This window comes from Nocardia sp. NPDC059177 (assembly GCF_042755165.1).
In the GTDB taxonomy this organism is placed as follows: Bacteria; Actinomycetota; Actinomycetes; order Mycobacteriales; family Mycobacteriaceae; genus Nocardia.
On sequence record NZ_JBHZBX010000004.1, the window covers coordinates 258,669 to 279,330 of the forward strand.

At 67.1% G+C, this 20,662-nt stretch carries 18 protein-coding genes and 1 riboswitch; of the genes, 10 read left to right on the forward strand and 8 right to left on the reverse strand.

Annotated elements, in window-relative coordinates; all coding sequences use genetic code 11:
• Positions 1-7 precede the first annotated feature (7 nt).
• The 3 genes from ACFXK0_RS07670 to ACFXK0_RS07680 form a co-directional block, all read right to left on the reverse strand.
• Positions 8-1,201, reverse strand: coding sequence for a type III polyketide synthase (locus tag ACFXK0_RS07670; protein WP_379409096.1), 1,194 nt, complete (start codon positions 1,199-1,201; stop codon positions 8-10).
• Between the two features lie 48 nt (positions 1,202-1,249).
• A complete protein-coding gene (locus ACFXK0_RS07675; RefSeq protein WP_379409097.1) occupies positions 1,250-2,716 on the reverse strand; it encodes a fatty acid desaturase in 1,467 nt (488 codons plus the stop codon).
• A 249-nt stretch (positions 2,717-2,965) separates the two neighbouring features.
• On the reverse strand, positions 2,966-3,763 hold the full coding sequence (locus ACFXK0_RS07680) for an LppX_LprAFG lipoprotein (protein WP_379409098.1): 798 nt from the start codon (positions 3,761-3,763) through the stop codon (positions 2,966-2,968).
• 355 nt (positions 3,764-4,118) lie between these two features.
• Here ACFXK0_RS07680 and ACFXK0_RS07685 point away from each other — a divergent pair, with 355 nt between their 5' ends.
• Positions 4,119-5,492 (forward strand): cutinase family protein, encoded by a 1,374-nt coding sequence (locus ACFXK0_RS07685; protein WP_379409100.1) that lies wholly within the window; start codon positions 4,119-4,121, stop codon positions 5,490-5,492.
• Here ACFXK0_RS07685 and ACFXK0_RS07690 read toward each other — a convergent pair.
• Complete coding sequence (locus tag ACFXK0_RS07690; protein WP_379409101.1) at positions 5,482-5,889, reverse strand: DUF302 domain-containing protein; 408 nt, start codon at positions 5,887-5,889, stop codon at positions 5,482-5,484. The genes ACFXK0_RS07685 and ACFXK0_RS07690 overlap by 11 nt on opposite strands.
• A gap of 191 nt (positions 5,890-6,080) precedes the next feature.
• Between ACFXK0_RS07690 and ACFXK0_RS07695 the strand changes: the two genes are divergently transcribed.
• Positions 6,081-6,488 (forward strand): DUF5313 family protein, encoded by a 408-nt coding sequence (locus ACFXK0_RS07695; RefSeq protein WP_379409102.1) that lies wholly within the window; start codon positions 6,081-6,083, stop codon positions 6,486-6,488.
• A 31-nt stretch (positions 6,489-6,519) separates the two neighbouring features.
• Complete coding sequence (locus tag ACFXK0_RS07700; RefSeq protein WP_379409104.1) at positions 6,520-6,999, forward strand: MarR family winged helix-turn-helix transcriptional regulator; 480 nt, start codon at positions 6,520-6,522, stop codon at positions 6,997-6,999.
• Between the two features lie 63 nt (positions 7,000-7,062).
• On the opposite strand, the gene ACFXK0_RS07705 is transcribed toward ACFXK0_RS07700, so the two are convergent.
• The 3 genes from ACFXK0_RS07705 to ACFXK0_RS07715 form a co-directional block, all read right to left on the reverse strand.
• Complete coding sequence (locus ACFXK0_RS07705; RefSeq protein ID WP_379409105.1) at positions 7,063-8,280, reverse strand: cytochrome P450; 1,218 nt, start codon at positions 8,278-8,280, stop codon at positions 7,063-7,065.
• Positions 8,281-8,382: 102 nt separating this feature from the next.
• Positions 8,383-9,642 carry a cytochrome P450 gene (locus ACFXK0_RS07710; protein ID WP_379409106.1) on the reverse strand — a complete coding sequence of 420 codons (1,260 nt, stop codon included), beginning with the start codon at positions 9,640-9,642 and terminating at the stop codon, positions 8,383-8,385.
• A gap of 195 nt (positions 9,643-9,837) precedes the next feature.
• Positions 9,838-10,722 (reverse strand): helix-turn-helix transcriptional regulator, encoded by an 885-nt coding sequence (locus tag ACFXK0_RS07715; protein WP_379409108.1) that lies wholly within the window; start codon positions 10,720-10,722, stop codon positions 9,838-9,840.
• Positions 10,723-10,879: 157 nt separating this feature from the next.
• On the opposite strand from ACFXK0_RS07715, the gene ACFXK0_RS07720 reads away from it, so the two are divergent.
• From ACFXK0_RS07720 to ACFXK0_RS07745, 6 genes are all read left to right on the forward strand, one after another.
• Entirely contained in the window at positions 10,880-11,698 is an 819-nt protein-coding gene (locus ACFXK0_RS07720) for a hypothetical protein (protein WP_379409109.1), read from the forward strand.
• Between the two features lie 12 nt (positions 11,699-11,710).
• Positions 11,711-13,420, forward strand: coding sequence for a serine/threonine-protein kinase (locus ACFXK0_RS07725; RefSeq protein ID WP_379409111.1), 1,710 nt, complete (start codon positions 11,711-11,713; stop codon positions 13,418-13,420).
• A 651-nt stretch (positions 13,421-14,071) separates the two neighbouring features.
• On the forward strand, positions 14,072-15,100 hold the full coding sequence (locus tag ACFXK0_RS07730; RefSeq protein ID WP_379409185.1) for an ABC transporter substrate-binding protein: 1,029 nt from the start codon (positions 14,072-14,074) through the stop codon (positions 15,098-15,100).
• Positions 15,101-15,205: 105 nt separating this feature from the next.
• Positions 15,206-15,273, forward strand: a riboswitch (cobalamin riboswitch).
• Between the two features lie 65 nt (positions 15,274-15,338).
• Entirely contained in the window at positions 15,339-16,379 is a 1,041-nt protein-coding gene (locus ACFXK0_RS07735; protein WP_379409112.1) for an ABC transporter substrate-binding protein, read from the forward strand.
• Entirely contained in the window at positions 16,361-17,413 is a 1,053-nt protein-coding gene (locus ACFXK0_RS07740) for a FecCD family ABC transporter permease (RefSeq protein ID WP_379409114.1), read from the forward strand. Before ACFXK0_RS07735 ends, ACFXK0_RS07740 begins: the two co-directional genes overlap by 19 nt.
• Positions 17,410-18,210: an ABC transporter ATP-binding protein gene (locus ACFXK0_RS07745; protein WP_379409116.1), complete on the forward strand. Its 801-nt coding sequence runs from the start codon at positions 17,410-17,412 to the stop codon at positions 18,208-18,210. Before ACFXK0_RS07740 ends, ACFXK0_RS07745 begins: the two co-directional genes overlap by 4 nt.
• 26 nt (positions 18,211-18,236) lie before the next feature.
• Here the strand turns inward: ACFXK0_RS07745 and ACFXK0_RS07750 are convergent, their stop codons facing one another.
• Positions 18,237-19,067, reverse strand: coding sequence for an SAM-dependent methyltransferase (locus ACFXK0_RS07750; RefSeq protein ID WP_379409117.1), 831 nt, complete (start codon positions 19,065-19,067; stop codon positions 18,237-18,239).
• Between the two features lie 168 nt (positions 19,068-19,235).
• Here ACFXK0_RS07750 and ACFXK0_RS07755 point away from each other — a divergent pair, with 168 nt between their 5' ends.
• The gene (locus tag ACFXK0_RS07755; RefSeq protein WP_379409119.1) at positions 19,236-20,648 is read left to right on the forward strand and encodes an MFS transporter; all 1,413 of its coding nucleotides are present in this window, start codon (positions 19,236-19,238) and stop codon (positions 20,646-20,648) included.
• Positions 20,649-20,662: the final 14 nt, after the last annotated feature.

Sequence of the window (20,662 nt, forward strand, 5' to 3'; positions counted from 1 at the left end):
TACGCTCTCAGCTGCGGATGACATCGAAGACGATGCCCTCGAGGGTGACACCGGGAGCGAACGAGAACGCCACTCCGGTCGAGATCGGTGCCGAGGTCTGCGCGTCGCGGATCATCCGCTCCAGCACGAAGATCAACGACACACTCAGCATGTTGCCGTGCTCGGCGAGCACCGCCCAGCTCGGCCCGGCGGCCTCGGCGGGCAGCCCGAGCGAACGCGCCGACTCCTCGATGATGCGCGGACCACCGGGGTGGATCGCCCACAGGTCGATGTCGGCCTTGCCGAGTCCGTTGCGCGCCAGCACTTCCGACACCACCGGGTCGACACCGCGGTAGATGTAGTCGGGCAGGCTCGACGCCAGTTCGCAGGTGATGCCCGCGTCCTTCACCCCGAGCACGATGCCGTCCTCGGCGTCGTCGAGCAGGTGGCTGAAGCTGTCGCGGATCACCACGCTGCCCGCGGACAGCGGCTGGTGCACCTGGTTGGCGCCGATCACCACCGCGCCGCAGCCGTCACCGAAGAGGCTGTGGGTGATCACGTCGTTGACGTCGTCGTCGAAGACGGCGTTGATCGAGCTCAGCTCGATACACAGCACCATCGCCTTCTTGTCGGGGTGCGCCCGGACGTAGTCGACAGCGGCCCGGATACCGTTCATCGCCGCGGCGCAGCCCATGAAGTTGATCACCATGCGGCCGACCGCCGGCGACAGACCCAGCTGCTTGACCACCGCGACATCGACGCCGGGGGCGATGAACCCGGTGCTGGTCACGAAGATCAGCTGGCCGATGTCCTCGGCCGGGTTCGCCAGTCCGGCCACCGCCCGGCGGGCGACGTCCACCGCCAGCGGCACCGCGTGCTCGAAGAACAGGTTCATCCGCTCCCGGATGGTGCCCGGGCGCCGGCTGAACTCGAGGAACTCCGGGTCGAGCGGATCGACCGCCAGGTGGCGGATGTCGATCCGGGTCTTCTGGTAGATCCGCGGAATCCGCTGCTGCTGCACCGGATCGGAGAAGAGTTCGGCGACCCGGCCCGCGTTGACGGACTGTTCGACCACGCGGTCCGGGGACCCGGTGGCGACGGCCTCGATCACGCCGACCGTGGTCGGCGGCGTGGGCGGTAGCAGGTCGTGCCCGCGCTCGACGTCGGCCGTGCGCAGCGGGCCGTGGGGTCGACGCTTACCTTCATCAATGGAAACAGACACGCGCACAATTCCTTTCGAATACAGACAGATGCCGGCAGGGGACGCGGATCAGACGGTTCCGATGCCGGTGAAGCCCTGCACCGTGTAGGTGACACAGGTCTTCAGCGCTGTGGGTGCACAGTGTTCGCGCACGAATCCCCACCGGTTGTCCTCGGCCTCACGGGAGGGCGCGAGCAGATAGGTCCGGCACAGCTTGGGGAAACGATCTCCGAAGAAGCTCTTCGCGGGCAGCCACTCCACATCGAACTTCGCTGCCTCTTCGCGCACCACGTCCTCGGTGGCGATATTGGCGAACCCGCTGCGCTGGAACGGCAGCACATGGTGGACGCGATGCGAACTGAGCCCGGCCGAGAGGAAGCAGTCCACGTACTTGTTGCCGACCACGGTGAGGTCGTAGGCCTGTTCGAGCTGGTTGACCGCCCAGTCCTCGGTCTCGGTGTGCAGTTCCTCGGTCGGCACCTCGAAGTCGTGGCTGGCCACCACCATGAAGGTCGAGATCCACAGGGTGATCACGAATTGCAGTGCCCAGGCCCAGAAGTCACCGGCGAGGGTGAACACGACGACCTCGGCGACCAGCAGGAAACGCACGCCGAAGGAACCGATGAAGTGCGGCAGCGCGCCGCGCCAGGTGCCGTACATGTCCTTGATGCCCACCTTGCGGGTGAGCCGGCAGACATCGAGCAGGCGGATGATCATGCCGGTCAGCAGGTGACCGAACTTGTGCACGGTGTGGATCGGCACCCGGTACAGCCGCGGCACCTGCATCATCATCGTGAAGACGTTCTTCTTGATGTCGACTTCACTCTGGGTGTGCGGGTGGTGCAGCAGCGCGTGCCCGTCGGCGGTGACGAACGAGAGCGCGACATAGTTCATGTCGAAAGCGTTGACCGCGTACTTGTTCCAGCCCTTCTGCGCGCGATGGATCGCGTAGTGGCCGAAGCCGGCCAGCGAGCTGCGCAGCAGCACCATCGCGATCACGAAGACCGGCAGCGGCATCCAGCTGGTGTCCCACAGGCGCAGGCCCTGCACCGCGAAGTAGGCGACGATCAGGAACGCGACCACGATGTCGAACAGGCGGTCCATCCGCTTGAGCCGAGCGGCCAGTTCAGGCTCCTTGATCCTGGCCTTGATCTGGTGCAGCAGGTCGCCCTTGTTGTCGAACTGGTACTTCGGAGTGTCGTCCCAGCTGTTGAAGCCCTCCTTGAACAGGAAGTCGGGCGCGTTGTTCTTGGGGTGGATGTCCTCGGGAGTGGCTCGGCGGTCGAGGCTGTAGCGCTCGATCATGCGCGCGATTTTTTCCGGATCACGGTGGTATGAACCGATAATCGAGGTGATATCGCGGTTCTTCGTGCGCCCGATGAAGAATTCACCGCCCGGATGCTTGGAGATCCACTCACTCAGGTCGTAGGCTCGTCCGTTATAAACCCATACGTTGTTGACGGGAGGCCGACCGCCGGGGCCGGGCGGTGGCGGGAGCTCGCGCTCCTCTTCATCAGGTCGATCATCGATCGTCATTAGTTCTTCCTCCGTGTCGATCGGCGTTCGATGCGTGTTGCCTGCCGACCTGCGTCCCGACACGTATAGTCCTTGTGGCGCCTTGCATCTCGCTGAACATTCTCTTATCGGATGCGCCTGCGTGCGTTCATGATTCGCGGACCCGCAGCGACACCCACACGACACACCGGCCCGGGGCCGCGGACGGCACTGCGTGCCAGGCTCCGCATGCCCCGAACCGGTGTTTTCGGTGGTCCGGAACTACTCCGATCAGCCCGCGGGCTTGACGATGTTGACCGGCTCGGCCCAGTTCGACAGGCCGACGGTGACCTCGCCGTCACCCTTCTTCACCACGGCGCGAACCAGGTTCGGGCCGTCACCGGTGGAGGCGGCCTCCGACGGCTTGGTGGAATCCGACTCCGGCGGCGCGGTGTCCTGGATCCACAGCGTGATCGGCATGGTGCCGGCGTTCTGGCCGATGCGCGGCACGATCGGGTCGATGACGGCGGCGTCGATGGTGCCGGTGACCTTCACGGTGTTGATGCCGTCGATGACCTCGCGGCTCTCCGCCTTCGGGTTCTGCACGTTCGCGATGACGTTCGCGATGCCCTTGTCCTTGTCCAGGATGACGCCCGGATCGTAGACCTTCTCGGCCGGGCCTGCGGGCACGTAGCGGCCATTGGTCTCGGTGTAGAGCACCTTGTCCACCACGAGGAACTTGGCCTCGGTGAACGGGTCCTCCGGCTTGATCTTGACCTTGGCCTCACCCATCGCGGCGCCGGAGCCCTGGGTCTCGTTGGTGACATCGGCCGAGACGGTCTCCACCGGCAGATCCGGCAGGTTGGTCACATTGATGTTCAGGTGCACGGTGCGCAGTGTCTGGGTGGTCTTGGCGGACTCCTTCACCAGCTGCGCGCCATCGGGCAGCGCGCCCGTGGGCGCCGCCGGAGTCGACTCCTCGCTGCTGCAGCCGGATACGAGGGCCGCGCACAGGGCCGCCGCCGCGACGACCGAAGTGATGGCGGAGCGTCGCGTGAAGCGACGACGCGTGGTGGGGTTCGGTGTCATGTCGATCAAGTTTCATCCCCTGGAGATGGTCGTGTATCGCTGTGGTGAGGCAGCCGAAGCTACCGCTGCCTGCGACATACTAAGCAGACCATCGGACATCTCGCGCTCCCCCGACGGCGATAGTACCCGAGGATTGCGATTTGCGACTTATACGCGGGGACTATCGAATTCGCCTCCGTACCGACCGGCCGGGCGACAGCGTCGGCACGACGCGCGACGACGATTCTGAAATGAAACTGTGTCTGAAAGGGTGGGCGCAACCGCCGGTGAGTGGCGAGAATTGCCCCCGATGGTCCGGCACCGCAGCATCTGCCGCACCATCGCGAATCCACTACGGCAACAAAGGAATCCGACGATGAATAGGTTGTCGAGGTCCGCCGCGGCGACGCTGGTCGCCGCGGTCGTCGCGGCCGGGACCACAGCGGTCGGCCTCGCGCGGGCGGACGCGCCCGGCGCATGGCCCTGCACCCCGTACACCGCGGTATTCGGGCCGGGGACCTGGGAGACCTCGCCGGGCGCCGATCCCGAGGTGCCCGTCGGCATGCTCCGGCCGATCGGCGAGGGCCTGGAACGGCAGTTCGGCAATGACATCACCGTGCTCTACGTCCCGTATGCCGCCAGCGCGTTCGACCAGGGCCTGAGCTACGCGCAGTCGCTGGACACCCTGGAAGCCCGCCTGCGCCGGCTGCTGCGCGGCCTGTGCGAGTCGACGCGGGTCGTCCTCGCCGGCTACAGCCAGGGCGCGGACGGCATCGGCGATCTCGCCACCGAGATCGGCAACGGTGACGGCCCCATCGGTGCCGATCGCGTGGTCGCGGTGGGGCTGCTGGCCGATCCGCATCGCGATCCGGACACCACGCTCTCCCTCGGCGATCCGCAGCCCGGCTACGGCATCGCCGGAACGCGCAGCCGCGACTTCGGCGCGCTGACCGAACGAGTTCGCACCCTGTGCGCCGACGGTGACCTGTACTGCTCCCTCGATGCCGCCACCTCCCCCTTCCTCGCCGTGCTGGGCCGGGTACTGAGCGGTGATCCCACCCCGATCGCGGACTTCCTTCCCGCCACCGTCGATCCCGGCAACCTGATCGCGCAAGCCGTCGCCATGGGCGCGGGCTGGACCGCCACCGCCGCGAATCTGCCAACCATCGTCGACGACCTCACCCGCCTGCCGGAGTTGCTCGCGGCGGGTGACATTCGCGGTGCGCACCGGACCGCGCGGTCACTGAATGTCGCGCTGGCCCCGTTGGTCGAGGCCGCCGCGGGTGCGGATCGGGCGCTGATCGCCCAGGTCGTCCGTGCGGCGGCCGCCGCCGATCCGTCCGGCCGGATGGCGGGCGTCAGCGTCATCGCCGACGCCCTGACGCACATCGACTTCGCGGGCATCGCCGACCGGGTCGGCCGCATTCAGGAAATCCTCTGGCGAGCGGTCGAATCCCTCGATCGCAACGATCCCCTCGCGGCCGCCGCCGACCTGGCAGCCTTCGCCACCACCAGCGCCGATCTCACCGGCTCGGTGTTCGGCCCCGTCGCCGTTGGCATCCGGGCCGACCTGCGCGCGACCACCCGGACCCTGCTCAGCATCACCGACCCAGCCACCGTCGACGAGCTCGTCCAGCTGGGCCGCCAAGGCGTCGACATGGCCACCTTCTACACCTCCGCCGCCCACATCGACTACGGCACCGATGCCCAGATACTGCTGAACTACCTGAGTTCCCAGGTCACTGCGTAGACGCGGCGAGGGCGTCGATCGCGGACTGCAGGCGTCGGCCCGCGTCGGCGGCGACCGCGACGAGTGCGGGCTCGCCGGTGACCTGCACCATCAGTTCCGGGTTCATCGCCTCCACCAGGACCGCGCCCACGGTGGTCGGGTGCTCGCGAACGATCACATTGCACGGCAGCAGCAGCCCGATCTGCCGGTTCGCCGTCACGGCCTGGTGCGCGAGCGGTGGGTTGCAGGCGCCGAGGATGAGGTAGCGCTCCATGTCCGCGCCGAGCTTGGCCGCGAGGGTGGCCTGCAGGTCGATCTCGGTGAGCACACCGAATCCTTGTTCCTGCAACGCCGCCCGGGTGCGGGTGACGGCATCGGTGAACGATGTCTGCAGCGTGGTGGACAACGCGAGTTCCATTGGATACGGCTCCCTTCACCCCCCCTTGTGCGGATCTGTCAGGCGAGGGCGAGCCTCTCCGGTTCCTTTCGATCACCCGACTCGACCATACCCCCGGGTGTCGCGGATCCAGGTTGGTTCGTGCACTAACTATTCATGTACGATGAAACCGTCAACGACAGCCAGCGGCGATACTGCGTTAGGACATCGCGATGCCTCCGACGAACAGCGGAACACCTCGACCACCTGCCGACACCCCGTCGATCACCCAGCGGATCGGCTACATCACCGGGCGCACCACCCTGCCGCCCTCGATGCGCGACTGGGTGCTGCACGACCTCACCGGCCCCGGTGCCACCCGCCGCTATCTCGTGCGGATCCTGGTGCCCACCGTTCCGCTGCTGTGTGTCTTCCTGCTCGTGCCCGCGCCCCTGTGGATGGGTCTGTCGATGATGGCCCTGGTGTTTCTGCCGCTGGCCTTCTTCACCGTCGCGCTCACCTACGTGTTCCGCCGCAACCGGCTCAGCCGCCACGGCCTCGACCCCGCCCTGGCCGAAGCCGACATCCGCGCCCAGGAAGCCGAGCGCGCCGACTACGAACGTCGCCACGGTCGCGGCTGACGGAATCCATACCACCCCGGACAGGAGACTCATGAGTAGCGAAACGCCCACGCCGAGTACGGAGGAGGCGGACCCGCTCGCTCTCGAGCGTCAGGTCTGTTTCGCCTTGGCCGTCGCCAATCGGGCGGTCCTCGCGGTGTACCGCCCGCTGCTCGAGCCACTCGGCCTCACGCACCCGCAGTATCTGGTGATGCTGGCCCTGTGGGGCGAGGCGCCGATGTCGGTGACGGCGATCGGCGAAGCGATCCAGCTCGACCTGCCGACCCTGTCCCCGCTGCTCAAGCGCCTACAGGCGGCCGAGTTGATCTCCCGCACCCGCGGCGTGGACGACGAACGCCAGGTGATCATCGATCTCACCGGCAAAGGCCGGGAGCTGCGCGCGCGAGCAGTGCAGATTCCCCCCGCCGTCATCGAACAGCTGGGCACGACGGTGCCCGACCTCGAAGACCTCCACGACGGCCTCACCCGGCTGATCGCGGCGGCACGCCAGGCGAACGCGCGCCGCTCCTGAGCCCCCGGGAACCGAGAACGATGAGCGTCCGCCGCTCACCGAACTCGAGTCCGTTGCCGGAAACTAGCCGAGATACACCGGAACAGCGGCGTGCCCGTTGGAGATGAAGCTGGGCATCGGTGCCAGCTCGGCAGCGCTGGTGGCCAGACGCATCTGCGGGAACCGGTCGAACAGCGCGGGCAGCGCGACGGCCGCTTCCAGACGTGCCAGCGACGCGCCGATGCAGTGGTGCGCCCCGTGCCCGAAGGAGAGGTGCTGGTCACGGGTGGCCCGGGTGGGGTCGAACTCGGCGGTGTCGGCGCCGTGCACCTTCGGGTCGCGGCTGGCACCCGCGTAGGAGGCCAGGATGGCTTCGCCCTTGCCGATCCGGTACTCCCCCGCGATGTCGATGTCCTCGACCGCGTACCGCAGCGGCAGGTGCGCCACCGGCGCCTGATAGCGCAGCGTCTCCTCCACCACATCCGCCCACGACACCTCGCCCGCGGCCACCGCGGCCCGCTGCCCGGGATGGGTGAGCAGGGCGACGATCGCCTGGTCGAGCAGATTGACCGTGGTCTCGTGACCGGCGTTGATGATCAGCATCAGGGTGTCGACGAGTTCCTTCTCCGACAGCCGGGTGTCCTCCTCGTCGCGCGTGGTGATCAGCACGCTGGTGACATCGTCACCGGGATGTTCACGCCGGTAGGCGACGAGTTCGCCGATCAGTCCGTACATTTCGAGATAGTTGGCCTGGGCCTGCTCGGCGGTGAACGACCCGTCGAAGAAGCCGTCCACACACTTGTGCAACGCGGGACCCACGCCGTCCGGCACACCGACCAGTTCGGTGATGACCCGGATCGGCACCGGGTAGGCGAACCCGGCACGCAGATCGACCGGTTCGCCGGCGGGGGCGGCCGCCAGCGCGTCGAGCAGATTGTCGGTGATCTCGGCGATCCGCGGACGCAGCGCGGTGCTGCGGCGATGACTGAAAGCCGGCGCGACCAGACGGCGCAGCCTGCGGTGATCGGCGCCGTAGGCGGTGAACATGTTGTCCACCGCCACCCAGGGCAGCAACGGCCACGCCTCGGTGATCTCGCCGTTGATGAACGACATCCAGTGCTGTCGCGGGTCTTTCGACACCCGCGGGTCGGCGAGCAGGCTGCGCAGCACCGCCTGGTCGGTGACCGACCAGGCAGGCACACCGCCGGGCAGCTCGACCAGGGCCACCGGGCCGCGCTGCTGAATGCGTGCCGACTCACCTTGGATGTCGGCGCCGGTCGTATCCAGCACGATCGGTTCCATGACGTTCTCCTCATCACACCAGGGGTTCCACCGACCGTGATCGACAGTGCCACAGCCAGTTTCACCCGCCTGGTCAAGAAACCTACTCCGGGGCCGGGCGGTCTACGGAACGAACAGGGGTGCCGAGGGCGGGAAACTGACCGGTAGCGTCGTCATCGCCCGGTGGAACGGCCCCGGCCGCCAGGTGATCTCGTCCACGGGCACGGCCAGGGTCAGGTCGGGCAGGACGTCGAGCAGCTGGTCCAGCGCATCCTGCGCGATCTGATACGCGACCGAGCGAGCCGGGCAGGCGTGTGGGCCCGCACCCCAGGCGAGATGGGATCGATTGCCGCTGCGCTCGCCCTGGGCGATCTCCGGGTCGTTGTTGCACGCGGACAGGCTGATCACCACCGGCTGGTTGGCGGGCAGCCAGACCTCGTCGAGCATGACCGGGTGCCGGGGATAGGTGATGGAGAAGTTCGCCATCGGGGGGTCCAGGAACAGCACCTCGTCCAGCGCGTCGCGGGTGGACAGGCTGCCCGCGATCACCCCGCCGCCGAATCGGGCATCGGTCAGGATGAGCAGCAGCGCATTGCTGATCAGGTTCTGCATCGGCTCGATACCCGCGCCGTAGAAGCTGATCAGGTTGTACAACATCTCCTCGTCGTCGAGGTGAGCGCCGTGATGGGCGAGCCGCGATGTCAGGTCGTCGCCCGGTTCAGTCCGGCGCATGCTGATCAGCTCGATCAACGCGGCGGACAAGTGTTCCATCCCCCAGGCCGCGTTGACGGTGTCGAACAGCGCGGCCATTCCGGTGGCGACCCGCTGCCCCAGCTCCGGGGTGCAGCCGACCACCCGGTTGAGAGTCTCGAAGACCAGCGGAAAGGCGTACTGCGTCAGCACATCCGCCGAACCGGTACTACAGAACGAATTGATCAGCGACACCGCGATCTGTTCCACGGTCGCGTGCAGCGCATGATGGTCGATGGAGTCGATGGCGGCGACGTAAGCCTGCCGATAGCGGGCGTGGACGGTCCCGGAGTTGCGCAGCGCGTTCGGATACCACTGCATCATCGGCCGCACCGGACAGTCCTCGGGGATACCGTCCTGCCACGGCCGTGGATCAGCGGGGAAGGTCTGCGGGTCGTTGAGGATTCGCACCGCGGCGCGATACCCGAGCACCAGGTTGGCCGGTACGTCCGGCGACAGTTCGATCGGGGCGATCGGGCCGTAGCGGCCGCGCAGGGCTCGGTAGTTCCCGTGGGGATCGGCGGCGAACTCGGGCTCGTAGAGCCGGCCCGTCACCGGGCAACCGGCACCCCGATCAGCGTGCGGCGGCGACTTCGGTTCGAGTCGAGTCGGGTAATCGAGGTGCTCCACCACCGGCAATGCTCCTTTTCGAGGGGGGCCGACAGCTTCACCCACCTCCCGACGAAACCCTTTGGTGTGCAACCAGACCCATTGCTTTCCTGTACTAATAGCGTTACACCCCCGGCAGAAAGCCCGGCGACCCGGCCTACGGTTCGGTGCCACAGACCAGCCCCCACCTGCGCGGACACCCCGAGGCCCGCGCGGGGTTCACCTCGCGCTGTGCCACTGTGCGACGTGGTCGGCCCAGGCCGCCCGGCGTTCCTCTTCGCTCATCGCGGGCAGGCTGGTCAGTCTCGCCTGCTGTGATTCGTCGACCGGGGTGAAGACCTGCATCCAGGCACCGTCGATCAGCGGCAGCGACAGATTGGTCAGATGCATCGTGATCGATCCGATCGCCACATGCCTGGCCTCTTTGACCAAGCTTATCGGCACCGCCACATCGTTGCTCGCCCACAGCGTCGCGAAAGCGGGGCTGTCGGTATACAATCCGTTCACCAGGCGCTGCCACGCCGGGTCGTCGGCATGCTTGGCGTGCGCGCCGCGCAAGTAGGCCACCATCCTGCGCAGATCATCGGCATTGTGCGCATAGGGATTACAGCAATCGAGCGTCGTGAACACCCGACGCAGCACATTGTCGGTGAAGCAGGGAAACAACGTCCGGTACGCGCGATTCCGTGCCAGCACATCGAACTTCGGGCTCACCACCACCGCGGGCAACGGATCCAGCTGTTCGAGGATCTGCGGCACACCCGGCGGAATCCCCACCTCGGCGACCGCCACAGCCGGCACCGTCGGCAGATCCGCCAGTCGGTAGAGATGAGCCCGCTCCGCCGCATCGAGCCGCAACGTCCGCGACACCGCATCCAGCACTTGCACACTGGCTTTGATCGGCCTGCCTTGCTCGAGCCACGTATACCAGGTGATCCCGATTCCGGACAGCTCCGCGACCTCTTCGCGCCGCAACCCCGGCGTCCGCCTCCGCACCCCCACCGGCAAACCGACATCCTCGGGACCGATCCTGGCCCGCCGCGACTTCAGAAACTCCGCGAGCTGCACCCGCTTCGCCCCACCCACCCCGACCACATCCCTCATCCGACCAGTGTCGCGAACGTTGGTGCCGGCATCCAGGTGCTGCTGGTACCCGGCATGACGAGACTGATTCCGAAGCGAGGCGATGTCCGTTTTGTGAGGGGTCCCGAGAACGCTCCGGTACCGTTCGGTCGGCTGATTCGACAGAAGGGACAGTGCGATGGCCTGCGATGGTTTCGTGCCGCAGATGTTGCAGAGTTCGATGCGGAGCCTGGCAGGAGGAGTTCCGCCCGCGCCGCCGGGCACGATCTTCGCACTCGGGGCCGACGGTGGCTACGCCGTCCCTCCGCGAGAATTCAGGCTGTATTTCGGCCGGAGCCGAGACGATGTCCATGTACCCATCGGGGTCGACGACAATCGTGTCAGCCGTCGACACGGCGTCTTCGAGTACGACGGACAACAGTGGCGGATCAGCAACCAAGGGCAACTGCCGATCGAGTTTCCGGGAGAAGCCCTTCTGTTGGCCGGCCAGCAGCGGACCATCGAACCCGGCTACACGCCGATGTTTATCAGATCCTCGAAGGACCGGCCGCATCTGCTGGAGGTCCATGTGGTCGGTGTCCACACAGGCAAACCCACCGACCAGCAACACACCCGCACCGTACCTCCGGACGCGCATCCCTTGAGCTCTGACGAGAAACTGGTTCTGACCGCACTCGCTCAACGGTATCTGCGCCAGGAGCGCTACCCGCAGCCCCTGTCGTGGCGGCAGGTGGCCGAAGATCTGAACAGCTCCTCCGACGAAAGGATGTGGTCACCCAGGACGGTGTCCTACATCGTCGGCGTGGTACGTGAGCGGCTGTCGATGGCTCCCGAACCTGTCACCGGACTACGGATTGAGGATGGCATCGGCGAACCAGTAGGAAATGCGTTGAACCACAATCTCATCCAGGCATTGCTACTATCGGCGATGCTGACTCCCGCGGACCTCCGGATGCTCGGCGACACCCTCGACGATGATCCGTGCACGACTGTGTGACAGAGGCTGACGATGGCATTGCAGGCGGGAGACGAATTCGCCGGGTACACCATCGAAGGCACCCTGGGTGCCGGCGGGATGGGCATCGTCTATCTGGCTCGGCATCCCCGGATCAAGGAGCGCCGTGTCGCATTGAAGGTGCTCGCCGATGCCCTCGCCGGCGACGCCGGTGCTCGCATCGCCTTCGACCGCGAAGCCGCCATGGCGGCCCGACTCGAACATCCCAATATTGTCACCATCCACGACCGCAGCGCCTCCGGCGATCCGGTGCCGTGGCTGTCCATGCGGCACATCCGCGGTGGCGACGTCAAGTCACTGCTCGCTGATTCGCCCACGGGATTGCCGCCCGACCTGGTGATGCGGTTGCTGTCCGATGCCGCCGACGCGCTGGACTACGCCCATCGCGATGGCGTCCTGCACCGCGACGTCAAGCCGGCGAACCTGCTCATCGAACCCGCGGCCGACGGCGAGTTACGCGCTGTGCTGGGCGATTTCGGTATCGCGCGGGCCCTCGACGCGACTGCCACGACCTCGGCGATGGCGGTGACCTTCGCCTACGCCGCGCCGGAAAGGTTCACGGGCGGTCGCGTCGATCACCAGGCTGATATCTATTCCTTGGGCTGCACTCTCCATGAACTGCTCACCGGCGAGCCTCCATTCCCGTTCGACACCCAGGCCGCGGTCATGGGTGGGCACCTGAGCGCCGATCCTCCATCACCACACAGCATCCGACCGGACCTGCCCGCGACACTTGACGAGGTCATCGCGAAAGTCCTGGCCAAAAGGCCCGAAGACCGTTACGTGAGCTGCACCGAATTCGTCGATGCGGCGCGACGGTCACTCGCGGATCCGGCCGACCCGCCCGGGTCCGGCGATGTCCATTCCGACGTGGATGCGCCTGCGCCCGCCGAACCGGCGTCCTGCGCTGCGGACACGACGCGGGCGCCCACCGCGGTGGCAGCGCAGCGCCCGCCCGTCGACACGCCCCGATTCGGTCCGGTCGCCGGCGACCGCTGGATACCGAGTGGACGGGCCCAGCCGATCACGACCGTCCGTCGGTCCGAGGTCGGATTGAAATGGGTGGCGGTCGTCATCGCCGTCATGATATTCGTGGCATGGGTCGCCAATTTCATTAACGGCGTGTACGGCGGCACGCGGGCCGATCACCAAGCGTCGAGCCAGGAAACCACGTCCACCCGAACTGAGGTGCGTTCGAGTTCGGAACTTCCAGCCGCTGATCGCAGCAGTACGGCTGCGACGGAGACCACCCGCCCCACGACATCGACATCGACATCGACATCGAGCACACCGGCAAGAACGACCAGCAGGCCGGCTGTCCGGCCGTTGCCGCGTGCGTGGGTGGGTGAATGCATAGCCGTGAGCGCCCACGGGAATCTGACGAAGGTTGTTTCCGATTGCGAGCGTGGGGGCGCTCCCTATGTGGTCAGGGCAATCAGATATCCAGACGACCCGGATCCAGAATGCCCGAGCAGCGAATCCGGCACCATCACCGACCAGGGTGTCCGGTTGTGTGTCGACCTCTTCCTGCTCGCGGACTATTGCTACTACGCGCCCAGCGCGGATGATTTCATCATGGCGACATCGTGCCGGAGCGGAGATTTCGTCGTCGTGCGCGTCACCAGGTCACCTTCTGCATGTGGCGCCGAAGCAACCAGATCGTTCAACCAGAACTCGATCACCTATTGCATCCGGTACCTCTGACTGCCAGGAGGGCAGATGGATAGAAGAACGCGCCGACATTGCCTGCCGACTTCGCGGTTTCGCCGCATACAAGCCGCCACGCAGGAATATTTCGTCACCGAGTGGCTCGCCATCGTCATCGACAGCCTTATATTAGATCGAATACCGCAGTCCGGCAGCGACACAAGCATCGACCAACCGCCCGAGAATTTCAGCGGCGTCACCCGAGCTCAACGAACCCTCGATCAAGTATAGATGTTTTCCGCTTACTGACGATTGATTCTCCTGACAATAGATGTCGAGGACGCCGTCGACGTAGGTGAACTCATATCCAACACGGCCAATCTTCACCCTCGCGGAACTACCGAGCCATCGTTCCAAGACTGCCGTCATTTCCCGGTACGGTACCCATCCGACTTCAGCACCGAATGTGTACATGTATTGCGCTACTCCATCTACAAGGCCGGTCCCGTGTCGAAAGCCTGAACCTGCTGTGCCGGATCCGGCTTCGGTCGGCCTCCGCGCATCAGGTTACGCCACCCCGCCCGCGCGAATGGCAGAGCCAAGGGTGGACTCGGGACAAGTGGACACGCGCCGCTGATGAGCTGTGGTCGAGCGACCTGAGGTGGTTGCTACGGTGCTGCGGTGATCACGACTGCGCGATTGTTGCGAATGGTGTCTGTACTGGGGTTGGTCGGTGGGCTCGTTGTGGGGCTGGTCGGGTGTGGCGGTCCTTCCGATGACGTCGAGTCCGGGGTCGGTGCGGTGCCGACGGGGACCGGGGCTACCAGTTATCCGTTCACGCTCGACAACTGTGGGGTCGAGGTCACTTTCGAGAGGGCGCCCAGCAGGGCGGTGTCGTTGTATCAGGCGTCGACGGAGATTCTGTTGTCGCTCGGGCTCGCCGATCGGATGGTCGGTACGTCTACCTGGTTCGATCCGGTGCTGCCCGGGCTGGCCGCCGGGAATGCCGAGGTGCCTCGGCTCGCGGACAACGATCCGTCGCTCGAGACGGTGCTGGCGACCGAGCCCGATCTGGTGACTTCGGCGAGTGCGCACACCTTCACCCCGGCTGTCGTCGCCGAACGAGCGCGGTTCGCGCAGCTCGGGATTCCCACCTATCAGTCGCCCTCGGTGTGCGCGGGCGCGGAGGTCGAGGGTGAGACCGTCACCCGTACCGAGCCGCTGGCGATCGACACGTTGTTTCAGGAGATCGGCGAGCTGGCCCGGATCTTCGATGTCCAGGAGCGCGGTGCCCAGCTCGTCGACGAGCTGAAGGGGCGGCTGGCCGCGGCCACCACGGCACCCGTCGAGCCCACACCGACCGTGGCGTTCTGGTTCTCCGGTATCAAGGCGCCGTATATGGCCGGATGTTGTTCTGCCCCTGGGATGTACGCCCGTGCTGTGGGTGCGCGCAATGTCTTCGCCGAGCAGCGCGAGGACTGGCCGGAGATCAACTGGGAGGCCGTCGTCGCCGCCGACCCGGATGTGCTGGTGCTCGCCGACCTGAGCCGCCAGCGCGTCGACGGCGACGCGCTCGCGACGAAGATCGCCTTTCTCGAGTCGAATCCGGCCACCAGCCGGATGCGCGCGGTCCAGGACAAGCGCTATGTGGTCATGACCGGCTCGGAACTCGACCCGGGGATCCGGGAGATCGACGCCATCGAGAAGCTGGCCGCCGGTCTCGCCGCGGCGCGCTGACCACGAGCCGACAGCGGACCGAGCTGTGCGCCGATGCTGCTCACCGACCGTACGGTTCGGATCGGTCCAGTCGTCCGGGGTAGCATCAGCGCGGCGTTCGTCGAGGGAACACCGGTGGGAATCCGGGGCTGACGCGCAACGGTAACGGCCCGACCAGGCCGAAGCCCGACTACTCGATGATCGTCACACGGCTGTTCGAGGCTCCGCGACCGAGCCCTGACGAAGGAGTTCACGCGCGATGCGCCTGGCGTCCCGGCACCTCTGTGCCTTGTTGACCCTCACTTCTGCCCTGGCGATCGCGGGCTGCGGTACCAGCGACTCCGGTGCCGATACCGCCCAGGACGCCGGCGCGGGTTATCCGCTCACGGTGCAGAACTGCGGGCGAGAGGTCATTGTCGAGCAGCCGCCGCAGCGTGCGGTGTCACTCAATCAGGGGTCGACCGAGATCCTGCTCTCGCTCGGCCTGGCCGACCGGCTCGTCGGCACCGCGACCTGGACCGATCCGGTCCGCGCCGACCTCGCCGAAGCGAACGCGAAGGTGCCCCGGCTGGCCGAGAACAAGCCCTCCCTCGAAGTGGTACTCGACGCCGAACCCGACTTCGTCTCCGCCTCCTTCGGTGGCACCCTGGGCCCCGGTGGTGTCGCTGATCGCGATCGCTTCGAACAGCTCGGGGTGCCCACCTATCTGTCGCCGACCGACTGCGACGGCAAGTCGGCGGTGAGTGTGAACTCCGACGGGGCGCGCACCGAACCGCTGCGGATCGACTCGGTGTACACCGAGATCCGGCAGCTGGCGGCGATCTTCGATGTCGAGGACCGCGGCGAAACCCTGATCGCCTCGTTGCAGCGCCGCCTCGACGCGGCGACCGCCGCCGGGGAGCACGCGGGGACGAGCGTCGCGTTCTGGTTCTCCGACCTGAACACCCCGTACATGGCCGGATGCTGCGGGTCCTCCGGCATCATCACCGAGGCGGTCGGCGCGCGGAACATCTTCGCCGACACCACCGACGAGTGGCCGCAGGTCAGCTGGGAAGCCGTCGCCGACCGCGATCCCGATGTGCTGGTCCTGGCCGATCTGAGCAGGCGGACCATCGACGGCGACGCGCTCGACAGCAAGATCGCCTTCCTGCAGTCGCATCCGGTGACCTCACAGCTGACCGCGGTGCGTGAGCAGCGGTTCGTCGTGGTCAACGGCGCCGATCTGAATCCGTCCCTGCGCACGGTGGACGGCGTGGAGAAGCTCGCCGCGGCGCTGGCGCAGTGGGGACCGGTCCGCTGACCGGGCTCGCGTCCCGGCGCGGCACCGCTGTGCTGGCGGCCGGGCTCGTCGCGGGCTGTGTCCTGCTGGTGTTCTCGATCGCGGTGGCCCTGACCATCGGACCGGCCGAGCTGTCGGTGGGCGAGGTCTACGCCGTGGTCGGTGAGCATCTCGGCGTCGGGCAGGCCGGGGTGAGCCGGATCAAGGACGGCATCGTCTGGGAGCTCCGCCTGCCCCGGACCTTGCTCGCCGCCGTGTGTGGTGCGGGGCTGGCGATGTGCGGGACGATCCTGCAGTCGGTCCTGCGCAACCCGCTCGCCGACCCGTTCGTGCTCGGGATCTCCTCGGGCGCGTCGACCGGTGCGGTGCTGGTCGCGGTGCTCGGCCTCGGCGCCGGCTCGATCTCGCTGGCGGCGGGCGCGTTCGGTGGGGCGGTCGCCGCGTTCGCGCTGGTGCTGATCCTGGCGGCGGTATCCGGTGGTGGCACCGCGCGGATCGTGCTGGCCGGTGTGGCAGGCACCCAGTTGTTCTCCGCCCTCACCTCTTTCATCGTTGTCTCGAGTGCCGATGCCGAACAGACCCGTGGTGTGCTGTTCTGGTTGCTCGGCTCACTGGCGGGCGCGGACTGGAACGATGTCGTCGTCTGCGCCACCGTGACCGGGCTCGGACTGGTGATCTGCCTGAGCCGGGCCGCGGCACTGGACGCGTTCACCTTCGGCGCCTCCTCGGCCGCCGCGCTCGGCATCCCGGTGCGGGCGACCAGGGGGCTGTTGCTCGGGGTGACCGCGTTGACGACCGCGGCGCTGGTCAGCGCGGCGGGAGCGATCGGTTTCGTCGGGCTCGTGCTGCCGCACGCGGCACGGTTCGTGGTGGGTCCGCGCCACAGCAGACTGCTGCCCACTGCCGTGCTCGCCGGCGCGGTGTTCACCGTCTGGGTCGATGTCGTGGCCCGAACGGTCTTCGCGCCCACCGAGATTCCCGTCGGCGTCGCGACCGCGCTGATCGGCGTGCCCGCGTTCATCGTGCTCCTGCTGCGGAATCGAGCCATGGCATGACGTTGCGCGCGGAGAAACTGCGCTGGACGCGCGGCGGCAATCTCGTCGTCGACGGCGTCACCGTCGAACCGCGCCAGGGCGAGACCATCGGTCTGCTCGGCCCCAACGGCTCCGGGAAATCGTCACTGTTGCGGCTGCTCAGCGGTATCGCCCGGCCCGACAGCGGACGGGTGCTACTCGACGACACCGATCTCACGACGCTGCGCCGGAACCGGATCGCCCGTCGTGTCGCGGTGGTCGACCAGCACGCCGACACCGAGGTCGACATCACCGTCGAGGATGTGGTGTCGCTCGGACGTATCCCCCATCGCGGCGTCTTCGGCGGCGACACCGGAGCCGACGCCACCGCGGTGCAGGAAGCGCTGGCTCACACCGGGATGTCGGCCAAGGCGGGCGATCGGTGGCACACACTGTCCGGCGGCGAACGCCAGCGCACCCAGATCGCGCGGGCACTGGCGCAGCGTCCGCTCGAACTGCTGCTCGACGAACCGACGAACCATCTCGACATCCGCCATCAGCTCGACATTCTCGCCCTGGTGGCCGCGCTGCCGGTCACCAGCTATATCGCACTACACGATCTCAACCTCGCCGCGATGTTCTGCGACCGGCTGCTGATCCTCGACGGAGGTCGTGTCGTCGCGATGGGCAGCCCGGCCGAGGTGATCACCGCCGAACTGGTCGAGCAGGTGTATCGCGTGCGCGCCCAGATCACGACCGATCCCGAGCACGGATACCCGGTCGTGTCGTTTCGGCCCGATCTGACCGGCACGCCGGACAGATCGGATTTCACGCTCTGAACCGCGTGTTCGGTGGTGGTGCCCCGTCAGGGTTTGCGGCCGATGCCGCCGATGATGCAGTTGCGGACATCGGAGAGCGGCAGCAGGTGCGGGCCGTCGGGCCACCAGTCGTCGCAGCGGACCAGGCCGGGTTCGACCATCTCCAGCTTGCCGAACATGGCCTGGATTTCGGCGCGGGTGCGGAAACGGCCGCTGCCCATGGGGCTGTGGATGAACTTGTCTTCCATATTGCGGGCCAGTTCGCTGTATTCGGCGGTTTCCGGGTCGTGGAAGTGCGCGATCGCGACGAAGGAACCGGCGGGGAGGGCGTCGATGTAGGTCTGCATCAGGGCGGCGGCATCCTCGCCGAGGTAGTGGTGCAGGGTGCCGATGTGGAAGAGGGCCAGGGGGCGGCTGAAGTCGAGTTCGTTGCGCACGGTCGCGTTGTTGAGGACCTCGAACGGGCGGAAGATGTCGGCCTCGGCGATGCGGGTGCGGGTGTTGCTGGCCAGCAGGGCCTGGGCGTGGACCAGCACCGACGGATCGTTGTCGACGTAGACCACCCGCGACTGCGGGTTGACCCGCTGGACCACCTGGTGGGTGTTCTCCGCGGTGGGCAGCCCGGAGCCCAGGTCGAGGAACTGGTCGACACCGGCACGGGCCAGGAAGCGGCAGGCTCGGATCAGGAAATCGCGGTTGGCCCAGGCCAGGTCGTTCACCTGGGGCGCGACGGTGCGCACCTGCGCCAGCACCTCGCGATCCACCTCGTAGTTGTCCTTGCCGTTGAGCGCGGCATCGTAGACCCGCGCGATACTCGCGCGCGTGGTGTCGACCCCGACCGGAACGGCGCTGGGGTAGGCAGCGGAAGACTGCGACATCGGGTGCCTCCAGGCATCGGTCGCGTGCGTGGAATTTCAGCCTAGATCATCGGTTCCGTTGGCACAGAGCCAATCTCGAGGTGCGACACAGCATCGCAACAGAGTGCTGCCGGTACCCGTATCACCAGGCTCGTGGTCGGCGCGGCCGGTTCCGCACACGATCTAGCCATGAGCCAGACAATTCCCCCACCCACCACCTCGATGAACCGGCACGCGATCGCCACCCTCGTCGTGCTGCTGACCGGCCAGTTCATGGCGGTGCTCGATGCCTCGATCGTGAATGTCGCGGTGCCGGCCATTCGCACCGATCTGCGTACCGGCGGCGCGGGACTGCAATTGATCGTCGCCGGGTATGTCATCGCCTATGCCGTCCTGCTGGTCGGTGGGGCACGGCTCGGCGAACGGTTCACCCAGCGCCGGGTGTTCCTCGTGGGGCTCGCGGTGTTCACCGTGGCCTCGCTGGCGTGTGGGCTGGCCTGGAACGAGCTGTCGCTCATCGTGTTCCGGTTCGGTCAGGGCGCGGGGGCCGCGGCGATGGTGCCGCAGGTGATGACGCTGATCCAGCGCACCTTCACCGGTCCGGCACGGGCACGAGCGCTGGGTGTCTACGCGACGATCGTCTCCGGCGGTGTGGTCGCGGGACAGATCCTGGGTGGGGTGATCGTGGACGCCGATCTGGCCGGGAGTGGTTGGCGCGGGGTGTTTCTGGTGAATGTGCCGCTCGGGCTCGCACTGTGGGTGACCGCGGTGCGGGTCCTGCCGGTGACGGCCGGGCGGACCGATCGGCGGATCGACATTGCGGGGCTGGTGACATTGACGGCGACCGTGCTGCTGCTGGTGGTGCCGCTGCTGGTGGGCCGCGAGTTCGGGTTCGCGCGGTGGACGCTGCTGTGCGCGGCTGCCGGTGTAGTCGGCGTCGCCGTATTCGTGGCCGTCGAGCGGCGGGTCGCGGCGCGCGGACGTGACCCGCTGTTCGCGCCGCACGTGGTCGGGGCCGCCGGGCTGCTGCCCGCGGCCGCGACCCTGGCGCTGATCATGGTGATCTTCACCGGATGGCTGTTCGCGACGACCATCCATCTGCAGGGCGAGCTCGGGTACAGCGCGTTGCGGGCGGGGCTGCAGTTCCTGCCGATGGGTGTGGCGTTCGCGCTCGCGGGACTGTATTGGCAGCGTTTGCCGCAGCGGTGGTTCGCGCGGATGATTCCGCTCGGCCTTGTCCTGGACGGGGTCGCGCTCGGCTGGCTGGCCGCCCTGCTGGGCGATGGCGCGGGGGTGGGCATCGCGGCATCGACGGCATTCGCGCTGTTCGGGGTGGGTAACGGGCTGGCGTTCAGCCCGTTGATGACGCGCGCGCTGGCGGCGGTGCCGCTGCCCTCGGCCGCCGATGCCAGCGGCATCCTCGTCACCAGTGTGCAGCTGGGCATCGTCGCGGGGATCGCGAGTTTCGGATCGGTGTTCCTGGAACTGTCGGAGTCGATGACCTCCGCGGAGTCCGTCGCACTCGTCTATCTGGGTGGCGCCGCGGCATCGCTGATCGCGGCCGGAGCCGCGGTGCTCGCGGTGCGGCGAACCCGGCAGTGACCGGCCTGCCCCGG